This is a genomic window from Robinsoniella sp. RHS, assembly GCF_001029355.1.
Lineage (GTDB): Bacteria > Bacillota > Clostridia > Lachnospirales > Lachnospiraceae > Robinsoniella > Robinsoniella peoriensis.
This window is the reverse complement of the sequence record NZ_JNGB01000180.1, coordinates 1-12,180: the sequence shown is the minus strand read 5'-3', so window position 1 is coordinate 12,180 and position 12,180 is coordinate 1. Positions and strand designations below refer to the sequence as shown.

The window sequence follows — 12,180 nt, the reverse complement described above, 5'->3', positions numbered from 1 at the left end:
AAGATTATTGTCATGTTTATTGGCTACAGCAGTGACTGTAACATCAATCACACCGATAACCGCAGCAGCTTCCCAGGGGAATTTGCAGATTGGCAGCTTAAAGGTAAATTATTTAAGTGAACCATTAGGTATTGATGATTCGCAGCCTGTATTTAGCTGGATCTTAGCATCTGATGGGTATGATAAAGGACAATCCGCATATCGTATTGTTGTATCCTCAACCAGAGAAGGTGCAGAGAAGCACGAAGGTGATGTGTGGGATTCAGGAAAAAATGAAAATCAAAACAACTATAATATTACCTATCAGGGGAATCCGCTTCTATCCCGTACACCTTATTACTGGGCTGTTCAGGTCTGGGATGAGGAAGGTAATGATAACGGGTGGAGCAAAGTATCCAGTTTTGAAACCGGAATCATGTCAACAGATGAGTGGAATGGTGAATGGATAGGTATTAAAAATACAGATATGAACTTCCTGGGTGCCAATTGGATCTGGAGAAGGGATGGAAGTGATTTTAACGGATCACCGGAAGGGGTTCAGTATTTCCGAAAAGGTTTTAGAACAGATAAGACAAAAACAATTAGTAATGTCAATATTGGAATCACGGCTGATGATGAATATGAACTTTTTGTAAATGGAAAAAAAGCAGGAGAGAACGGCGGTGAAGATTCCTGGAAAAATGGTAAATTATACGATATTACTAATTTGATTTCTGCAGAGGGAGAAAATGTAATAGCCGCATCCGCACATAATACCTCCAGAGGATATGCCGGATTACTGGCTAAGATAGAGGTTCTGTATAATGATGGGACAAAAGACACCTATGTTACAGATAATTCCTGGAAACTAAGTAAAACAAAAGAAGAAGGCTGGAGTGATCAGAATTATAACGATACCGGGTGGACAAATCCGGATCAGTCGGAACCTTATGGAAATAGCCCATGGAACAGTGGTGTTGCTCCTAACGCAGAAAATGCATTTGCTGCAACGGTTCTTCGTAAAGAGTTTAAAACGGAAAAAGGTGCTATAAAAGATGCAAAAGCATATGTTTCCGGACTTGGATTTTTTGAACTGAAAATAAATGGACAATTACCGGACGATACCTTATTGAATCCTGCAAATACCCAGTATAACCAGACTTCTCTTTACCGGGTATTTGATGTAACAGAATTAGTAAAAGAAGGAAAGAATGCAATTGGCGTAGAGCTTGGAAACAGTTTTTATAATGAGACCTGTTCGGTATGGAACTGGCAGGATGCCAGTTGGAGAGATGCCCCCAAGCTGCGAATGGAGCTGGAAATTGAATATGAAAACGGGGAAAAAGAATCTGTGGTAACGGATGATTCCTGGAAAGCAACGAAGGAAGGTCCAATCACTACCAATAGTATTTATTATGGTGAAACCTATGATGCCAGAAAAGAACTGAATGGTTTTGACCTGAATGATTATGATGATACAAACTGGGGTGCAGTGCAGTTAATGGATGCACCTGAAGGAAAGTTAAAAGCTCAGATCATGGAACCGGTCAGACGTACCAAAGAAATGCAGCCGTCTGAAATTACAAAGCTGGAAAATGGTTCTTATGTATTAACTATTCCGGAAATGCTGGCCGGATGGATTAAATTAGATATTAAAGGAGCTAATGCAGGAGATAAAGTTACCATTACCTATGGAGAAAAATTAAATGATGATGGTCAGGTACAAAAGCTTGGCGGTAAAGATGGTGTGAACTCAGGATGGTGGCCGCGTGCTTATAACCAGCAGGATAATTATATCTGTAAAGGTGGAAAAGATGTAGAAACGTTTGAGCCGAAGTTTAGTTATAAAGGTTATCAGTATGTACAGATTGACGGATATCCGTCGGAACTCACCGCAGATGATGTAATCTGTTACCGGGTAAGCAATGACATGGAAGATACCGGATCCTTTGAATCTTCTGATGAACTGTTTAACAAGATGCATCAAATGATGATTACAACCATGAAGAACAATATGCAGGGTAAACCAACCGATACTCCCGTATGGGAAAAGAACGGATGGCTTGGAGACGCTAACGTTGCACTTGAGACCATGACTTATAATTTTGGCTTTGTGAACATGTTAAAACAGTTCGTGGAAACAATGGAAGATTGTCAGAATGAGTTTAATAATGTACCCAACATGGTACCTACACAGGGCTGGGGAAATGATAACACAGTAGTATGGAACTCAATCTTCGTATTTGGTGTGGATCAGATGATTGATACCTACGGCAATGAAAGTTATCTGTATGAACAGTATGATGCAATGCGGAAACTGGCGCTAAAGGATATGGAAGAGAGCAGAAAAAATGGATGGACATGGTCAGACGGACAGTTAGCTGACTGGGTATCACCTATGGGACAGGGCGATGCTGACCAGGATTTACAGTATTCCGAAAGTCCCAGTGAGGGTTCCGGTATCTGCGGTACTGCATTTGCTTATCATTTATTAGATGTTATGTCTCAGCTCGCCGATCGAATGGGAAAAACAGATGATGCAGCAGAATACAGAGCAGCAATGGAAAAAATGTATACGGCATTTAATGAAAAATTCTACGATGCAGAAAACCAGATTTACAGAACATTAACCTGGTCACAGCAGGCAAACAGAAGCCGTTACCGCCAGACCTCCCAGTTAGTGCCTTTGGCATATGGGCTGGTTCCGGAAGAATATAAAGACGGTGTTTTAACAAATCTGGTAAATGATATTAAGGATAAAAACTATCACCTTGATACAGGATGTGTAGGATCCAAATTTATTCTTCCGGTACTTACAGATAATGGATATGCAGATGTTGCTTATAAAGTGGCTCAGCAGAAATCTTATCCAAGCTGGGGCTTCATGGCTGACAGAGGAACTTCTCTCTGGGAAATGTGGGAGACATCATCCCGTTCTCTTGGACACTATTTCCTTGGTACCTACGATGAATGGTTCTACAAAGGGATTGGCGGAATCAAGGATATGCAGGACGGATATAAGACAGTTACCATCGAGCCCTCATTAAACGAAACACTGACTTACGCAAAAGCAGGTGTCAATACAGTTCGCGGACAGCTGCAGAGTGACTGGACATTAAATGAAGGTCAGGGAGTATTTGATATTCAGGTTCCGGTTGGTACAACAGCAGAAATTATCCTCCCAACTAACAATAAGGACCAGATCACATGCAACGGGCAGCCTTTAAGTGAATCACTGGATGGAATTCATGCAGTAAGCAATGAAAACGGAAAAGTACATATCGAAGCAGGATCAGGAAATTACAAATTTGAAACAAATGTAAAATTAACAAGTGTTGAAAAAATAAAGCTGAAAAAAGCAATCTTAGATGCCGGCAGCTTAAAGCAGCTGGATTATGAAATGGATGCATGGACAGTATTTAAGGCAGTCTTGGAGGAAGCGTCAGAATTAGATGCAAATCCAGATGCAGCGCAAGAAGAAATAGACGCTATGGTCAAAAAGCTTACGGATGCTGCAGCTGAGTTAAAGCTTCATGTAAACCAAAGCAGGGTAGCTTTAAAAGAAGCAGTAAAAAATGCTGATGAAAAAGTAAATCCGGTGGCGGCACCTATTAAATATGCAGATGCTTATCAGGAAGCATATGATGCAGCAAAAGCAGGATGTACCAATGTTGAGTTAACAAATGAAGAGATGGACCAGCTGGTTCTAAAACTTTCAAATGCAGAAACAGAAATGAACAGCCATCTATTCCAGAACTTAGCATTAAATGGTAATGTAGCATTTTCCACTTCACATGAAGATGGTTACTGGGGATGGGGAAGCAAGCTTATAAATGACGGTGACAGAAAAAATATGAATAAGGATGGTGAGTACACCGGATATTCCAGTAATACAGGCGATGTTAAGAACGAGGACCATGAAGAATGGGTTAGCATAGACCTGGGAAAAGTTCAGGATATTAATGCAGTATCCATTTATCCTGCAGTTAAAAATCCTGCAGTCAAAAATTCCGGATATGGTTTTCCGAAAAACTTTGAAATTCAGGTATCTGAAAATGGAAGTGATTGGACAACGGTAGTTACAAAAGAGAATTATCCGGTACCAAGCTATGAACCGATCAGCTTTACCTTTGCTTCAGCAAATGCAAAATACGTAAAATTATTTGCTAAGAATTTAAATCCTAAGGCAAATGATCATAATTTTTATTATTTACAGCTTAGTGAATTTGAAGTATATCACAGTGAAAATACAATAGAAGAGATTGTATTAGCCGATTATGAAGCACCAAAGTCCGCTGTAGCTTATGGAGAACCGCTGGTGGATATGGCAGATATTAAGGCAACTATAAATGGAAAGACGGATATCTCTGGTAAGTGGTCAGTTGAAATGCAGGATGAAACAGCAGCTGATGTTCAGAAAAATCCGGAAACCGGAAAATATAACGTAAAATTAACCTTCCAGGCTCCAAATACTTATGCATTTTCAGACACGCTTGCCGGAACAGCAGCTGACGGAGCAAAAGTTTCTGTTGAAGATAATGGTAAGAAGTTAGTTTATACGTATGTAACGGAAGTCGTAAAAGCGGCAGCTCCGGCTGTAGAAGACAAGGAAGAATACTTTGTGTATGCAGCAGGCGGAGAAGGACAGGTTTCTATTGCAGACCTTATGGAAAAATATCAGCCATTTGTTAAGTTTGCTGTAGGAAATGTTACGGATGAATTTGGAATCCTTGATTCGAAAATTTCGGTTGACGAAAAGGGTAATCTCAGTTTTACGGTAAACACAAATGGTGAGGCAGGGCAGACTGCAGTAATACCGGTTACCGTAACGATGAAGAATTACGAAGATACAACAGTTAATGTATGCGTCAGTCTGACTGAAAAAATACCGCTTGAAATTACAAGTAATGCCCGGAATGTGATCTATACCGGCAGTCCTTATGCAGGACTTGATAATCCAAGTGCAGTTATTAAAGAAACGTTAGAAGCATATACCGGAGAATTCATTATTACCTACAATACAGAAGACGGAAGTGCTCCCGTAAAAGAAGGAAATTATACGGTAACTGTTACACCGGAGGATCCCGCATACGCAGGTCAGTGGACAGGAAGCTTTACCATTTCACCGGCACTGGAATCTGTAGAAGCACAGATTGAAAATCCGGAACTGTTCTGGGATGAAGATACACAGATTACAGGTGTTGCAGCAATTGGATCTGATGGAAATAAAATGAATCTGGCAGGTGCCGGCATAGTGTATCGATCAGAGGATTCCAATATTGCGATTGTTGATGAGAATGGAAAAGTTTCTGCAAGAAATGCAGGAAGTACTAAAATTATCGTAACAATTACTATAGGTGAAATGGAAAAATCAGGAGAATTCGCAGTAACTGTATCCGAAATACCGGCAATTAGCCCGGTACTTGCATCTAAAACAACCACCAGTGTTACGCTGGAAACCGTAGAAGGTTATGAATATGCAGTTCAAAAAGAAAATGAAGAGGCTGCATTCAGCCATGTGGCTGAGTTTAAGGAATTAGAACCGGGAACCTCTTATAAGTTTTATCAGAGAATTGCAGCTACGGATACACATTATGCAGGAAGTGTAAGTGAAGTTTTGGAAGTATCTACGGATAAAGAAAAGATCCAGGGTACAATTACAATAAAAGGAAATACAAAAGAGGGTGAAAAATTAACCTTAGATACTACCGGTATCAAGAATAAAAAACCAGGTGATTTAAGTATTACATGGAAAAGGGGAAACCAGGAGGTAAAGGGTGAAAACGGAAACACATATGCTCTTACAAAAGCAGATGTAGGATATAAGATTTCTGCTGTGGTAACAGCAAAAAATCTGGAGGGATCACTGACAACAGAGACGGCTTTATCTGTTCTCCCGGCAGTAACACCACCGCCTGCAAAGGTTGATGTAGACAAAGTAACCCTGAACAAGTCCAGTGTTAGTATTAAGATAAAGAAAACAGTAAAACTGACTGCACAGGTATCCCCATCTAATGCGGCAGATAAATCTATTACCTGGAAGAGCAGCAAATCCTCCATTGCAAGTGTTGATAAAAATGGAAAAGTGACTGCAAAAAAAGCGGGTAAAGCAACAATTACTGCAATTGCTTCTAATGGTAAGTCAGCAAGCTGTAAGATAACTGTAACTACGGATCCTGCAAAAATAAAATTAAATACTAACAAAAAGACATTAGGCAGAAAGGAAACTTATACTTTAAAAACAACCCTTGTGCCATCAACGGCAGTGACAAGCAAAATCATATTTACAAGCAGTAATAAAAAAGTGGCAACGGTTGATAAGAAAGGAAGAGTAAAGGCATTAAAAGAGGGAACAGCAATTATTACGGTTAGAACTGCAAATGGTAAAAAAGCAACCTGTAATATTACTGTTAAGAAAGCACCTTCTTCTATTAAGCTGAATGTTGGTAAGAAAAAGAATCTGAAGATAGGAAAAACATTAAAATTAAAAGTTACCCGCAGTGCCGGAAGTGCAGGAAATGTCACCTTTATTTCTAAAAAAGAAAAAGTGGCTACTGTAAGCTCTTCAGGGAAGATCAAAGCAATTAAAAAAGGGAAGGCGAAAATCATAGCAAAAACTTTTAATGGTAAAACAGCAGAGGTACTCATTACAGTTAAGTAATATAAAACAAGCAAAGTGCACAGAGATAGAGATATCCTGTGTTACTTTGCTACTGTGCTTTGCATATTTATTGCAAATATTTATATTGAAAATACAATATTATGTTATGCAGATGTTATTTGATTTTTGCAGACAGCCATTAGCTGCCAGCAGAAGGAGAGAAGACGTATGGAAAAAAAGAGGATGAAAAAGAAATTATCAGCATGGTTATTAGTAATTTGTTTGGTTATGCAGTTGTTTACTGGTCTCGGCGTGGAGGCAGAGGCTGCTGAAGGAGCATTCACAGTATATGGATTAGAATGTGAATCAGAAGTAAATCCCCTGGGGATTGATAAAAGTACGCCCAGACTTAGCTGGAAATTAGAATCGTCACAAAGAAGTGTTATGCAGACGTCATATCAGATTATGGCTGCAACAAGCAGAGAGAATCTGGATGCCGGGAATTATGATGTCTGGGACAGCACCGTTGTAGAGAGTGACCAGTCAGTGGATATTGTCTACGGGGGTAAAGAATTAGAGCCGGGAACCAGATATTTCTGGAAAGTCCAGGTTACGGACAACAAAGGAAACACGGCGGTTTCAACAGAAGAAGCTTATTGGGAAATGGGTCTGATGGGAACTCCATGGGATGCAAAATGGATTGAGCTGGATCTGGGTGCAGCACCATCACCGGATAAATATTCGGTAGAAATGGATTTTCGAATTATCAATGATGATGCAGGAATAATATTTGCAGGAAAAGATAATTCAAATTTCCTCATGTGGCAGATTAACACCTTTGAAAAGAAATTTAAAGGAGTGACCAGCTTCAGACCGCATCAGTGGGTAAAAGGAGCAGCGGCATGTATCGATGAATTTACAATTGAAGATGTTATTCCTGAGCAAGATCAGAAGGAACAGCATCATATTAAGATTGAAGTAGACGGTAACCGGATTACAACGTTTATCGATGACACCCAGATTGACCAGAGAACAAGCGACTATGCAGCTTATGGTAAATTGGGCTTTCGCCAGTCATATGCTCCTGGAGACTGTGATGAACAGGCAGCGTACGACAATATCGTTGTGAGAGACGGAGATGGGAATATTTTATTTTCGGATAACTTTGACAGCGGAATCAATAACAATTTTAGTATTGGAAGTATTAATTCAGGTGAACTGGTTGTATCAAATGCGCTGGGACTGCAAAATGATGCAAAAGCGGCAGCACCAATGTACAGAAAAGACTTTGAAGTAGAAAAACAGGTTAAGAAGGCGACTGTGTACGCTAGTGCACTTGGAATCTATGAATTGGAAATGAACGGACAAAAGGTAGGAGATGATTTCTTCAACCCGGGCTGGACCAATTATGAATTAAATCAGGATGACCGGAATTATGTCATGTACCAGGCATTTGATGTGACCGATATGCTGAAGGATGGTACCAATGTAATTGGAGCCATAACCGGTCACGGATGGTATTCCGGAAAACTGTTTGTTGGCGGAAAAGAACGTTATGGAAAAGATTCCAAACTGCTCTGCCAGTTAGAAATCGAGTATGCGGACGGAGAAAAAGTAAAGATATCTTCAGATTCTGCCTGGGTTGCCAGCGGAGACGGACCAATTGTATCAGATGATTTCCAGATGGGTGAAACCTATGACGCAACCAGGGAGATGCCGGGTTGGTCAGAAGCGGACTTTAATTTCCAGGGCAGCTGGAATCCGGTCAAAGAGTCCCGTTATGACGGAGATATTGTGGCACATATGGGACCCGGGGTAAAGGTTATCAAAGAAATAAAGCCCATATCTGTAAATGAACAGGAAGAAGGTACCTACATTTTTGATCTGGGACAGAATATTTCCGGATTTGCAAGAATGAATGTAACCGGAGACGCAGATACGGTAGTTAAGCTGCGTTTCGGTGAGATGCTGCAAAATGACGGGAGTCTGTATACTGCAAATTTAAGAAGTGCGGCAGCTACAGATTATTACACCTTAAAGGGTGATCCAAATGGAGAAACATGGCAGCCACGGTTTACGTTCCATGGATTCCGTTATATTGAGGTGACCGGATATCCGGGAGTACCTACTCTGGATGATATTACAGGTGTAGCAATCAGTTCCCTGCAAGATACCACAGGAAGCTTTACCACATCAAATGAAGATATAAATCAGCTTCAGAGTAACATTACCTGGGGGCAGTTAGATAACTTCATAAGTGTACCTACGGATTGTCCCCAAAGAGACGAACGACTGGGTTACACAGGAGATTCACAGGTATTTGTACGTACTGCAGCGATGAATCAGGATGTACAGACATTCTTTGAAAAATTCATGATGGATGTCACCACGAACCAGCGGGCAGACGGAGCAATTGCTGACTGGACACCTAATTATGTTACACCCGGAGATGGACTGAGCGGTTCATTCGGAGCTTCCGGCTGGGGAGATGGTGTTATTATCATTCCGTGGACCGTGTATACCACTTACGGAGACACCTCTATTATCCGGCAGAGCTACGAAGGGATGAAAGGATGGATTCGGTATTATCAGCATCTGGAGACCAAAGATCATCTGGTTGAGGGTTGCGGAAATAATTATGGAGACTGGTTATCGGTGGGAGCAGAGACCCCTATTGACTTAATCTGTACCGGTTACTATGCGTACAGCTGTGATTTGTTTTCAAAGATGGCAGAGGCAATTGGAGAAACAGAAGATGCCGCTATATACCGCAATTTATTTGAAGAAATTAAAAAAGGATTTAACAAGGCATTTGTTGATGAAGAAGGACATGTAGGTAATGGAACACAGACCAGTTACCTTATGGCACTAAAGTTCAATTTATTAAAAGACGATGCAGCAAGGAAAAAAGCAGCAGCATATCTTGTAGAAGATATTAAGAATAAGAACTGGCATTTATCAACCGGTTTCATGGGCGTTGCTTACCTTTGTCCGATGCTGACCGAGATGGGATACGCAGATGTGGCATACCGCCTGTTATTACAGGATACTTATCCATCCTGGCTATACAGTGTAAGAGCCGGTGCAACCACTATCTGGGAGCGCTGGAATTCCTATGATTACGAGACCGGACAATTTGGGGATGTAGGTATGAACTCATTTAACCACTACTCTTTAGGCTCTGTAGGCGAATGGTTCTACAATTACGTAGCAGGTATCTCATACGATGAGAAAAATCCCGGATACAAGCACTTTAACTTAAAACCATATCCCGGCGGCGGATTGAGTTATATTGACAGTTCCTTTGAATCAGTATACGGAAATATCCAAAGCAGCTGGAGCTACGGGGAAGAAGACAGCTTCTGTATGAACGTAACCATTCCTGCAAATACGACGGCTACCATTTATGTTCCTGCTGAAAATAAGGATCAGGTATTGGAAAATGGAATTCCGGCAGCTCAGAGTGAGGGGCTTACATTTGTAAAAATGGAGGATGGCAAAGCAGTATTCGAGGCAGGATCAGGGCAGTATCAGTTCACAACCGTACTCAGGCAACAAGTTGTTTTAAACATCGTGGATGAAAATTCAAGCAAGGCAAGCCTGGTAAGTATCAACGGTGGTGAACCACAGAAATTACCGGTTATTGAAAGTGTATATACAGGGGACGAGGTTACCTTAAGTGCTAAACCAGAAAATGATGTGGATTATAAATTCTCAAAATGGTATGGTGAAGGCTTTGAAGAAGACAGTTCAGAAATTACCTTACAGATCAATGGAGAAACAAAGATAGCCATTCAAAACAGTAATATTGAGAGGGAAAGTCTGGCAATTGGAAAGAAAGCAGAGGCAAGTACTTCCATTTCCAATGGAGACTGGGGACTTCAGAATATTAATGACGGACAGTTAGTTTCTGTAGCGGGAAACCTTGGATTCACTACAAATGGATCAGATGGTGAGGATGTAAACCACTGGGTTGAAATCGATCTTGGAGAGAATATGAATTTTAACAGAATTCATTTATACCCAAGAACCGATGTATTTACAAAAGATGGAAAAACACCGTCCTTCCCAAAAGATTTCAGCATTCAGGTTTGTAAAGATGGAGAAAGCCAATATACAACCATAGGAGATTATACTGATTACCAGGCACCTGCAGGAAAACCGGCTGTATTGAAATGGGAGGAAGCAGTATCAGCCAGAAAAGTAAGGATACAAGTAACCAAAGTTGGCAATCCACCGGCTGGTGAAATTCATTATTTTCAGTTAGCAGAGATGGGAATTTACAATCAGGCTTCGCTGCAGACTCAAAAATTAAAAGAGGCAATGGAGCAGGCAGCGGCATTTGAAGGCAAAGAATCTGATTACACAAGTTCCAGCTGGAAGATATTCAGCAAAGCACTGAAAATTGCAGAAAATGTATTAAATAATGAGAATAATACGCAGAAGGAGATTGATACAGCAGCGCAGTCATTAGGAAACTCAATAAGTGGACTGATAAAAAGAGCAGACAAGACTGCTCTGGAAAATACCATTCAGGATGCAAAAAAATATTTGTCCCAGGAATCCAAATATACAGCAGAAAGTTTTCAAATTTTAAAACAAAATCTGGATGCAGCATTACAGGTACTGGAAAAGAAAGATGCTATTCAGACAGAAGCGGATGAGGCTGTAAAAGATCTTCAGTCAGCAATTAAAGGACTGACACCGGCAGGGGATCTACAGGCACCTTCCATTCCGGGAAATGTAAAAGCATCCGGTATAACAGAAAATTCCGTTACGATTACCTGGAATGCATCAGCAGATAATACCGGTGTGGAAAAATATCTGGTAAAGAATAAAGAAAACATAGTATCAACGGTAACAAATGGTACTAAAGCTGAAATTATGGGACTGGCGCCAAATACAACCTATACGCTTACCGTATATGCATATGATCAGGCGGGAAACGTCTCAGGCGGCGCAAATGTAACCTTTAAAACCCTGAATAAGATCCAGGTAACTGCTGTATCCTCAGTAAAACTGAATTACAACAGTCTCACAATAAAAGGCAAAGGAACAAAACGATTAAAATCAGAAGTTCTACCCGGCAATGCAGCCAATAAGAAGGTTTCCTGGAGATCTTCCAACAATTCCGTTATTTCAGTAGATGCAAACGGAAAAGTAACCGCTAAAAAAGCAGGTAAAGCAACAGTCACAGTAAGGACAGCGGACGGTGGAAAAGAGGCATCCTGTAAGATCACAGTTACTACGGTTAAGGCAAAGAAAATTTCCCTGAACAAAAAAAGCAAAACCATTTATAAGGGAAAAGCTTATCAGCTTAAGTCTTCCTTAAAGCCGTCAAATGCAACAGATAAAGTGGTCTGGACCAGTTCCAATAAGAAAGCTGCTACCGTATCCCGGAACGGGCTTGTAAAAGCCAAAAAAGCTGGGACAGCAACAATTACTGCAAAGATATCCAGTAAGAAGAAAATAACCTGCAGAATCACTGTAAAGGAGGTGAAGGCAAAGAAGGTTAAGATGAACCTTCACAAGAAAACATTAAAGACAGGAAAAACATTACAGCTTAAAGCAACTGTAAAGCCAAAGAACAGTACAGATAC

The 12,180-nt window shown here is 40.6% G+C and carries 2 protein-coding genes; both read left to right on the top strand.

The window, feature by feature from the left end:
- Positions 1 to 31: 31 nt before the first annotated feature.
- Complete coding sequence (locus tag RHS_RS27715) at positions 32 to 6,640, top strand: family 78 glycoside hydrolase catalytic domain (RefSeq protein ID WP_395023613.1); 6,609 nt, start codon at positions 32 to 34, stop codon at positions 6,638 to 6,640.
- A 168-nt stretch (positions 6,641 to 6,808) separates the two neighbouring features.
- Positions 6,809 to 12,180 (top strand): family 78 glycoside hydrolase catalytic domain (locus RHS_RS32205; protein ID WP_395023612.1); only part of this gene is annotated, 5,372 nt, incomplete at its 3' end.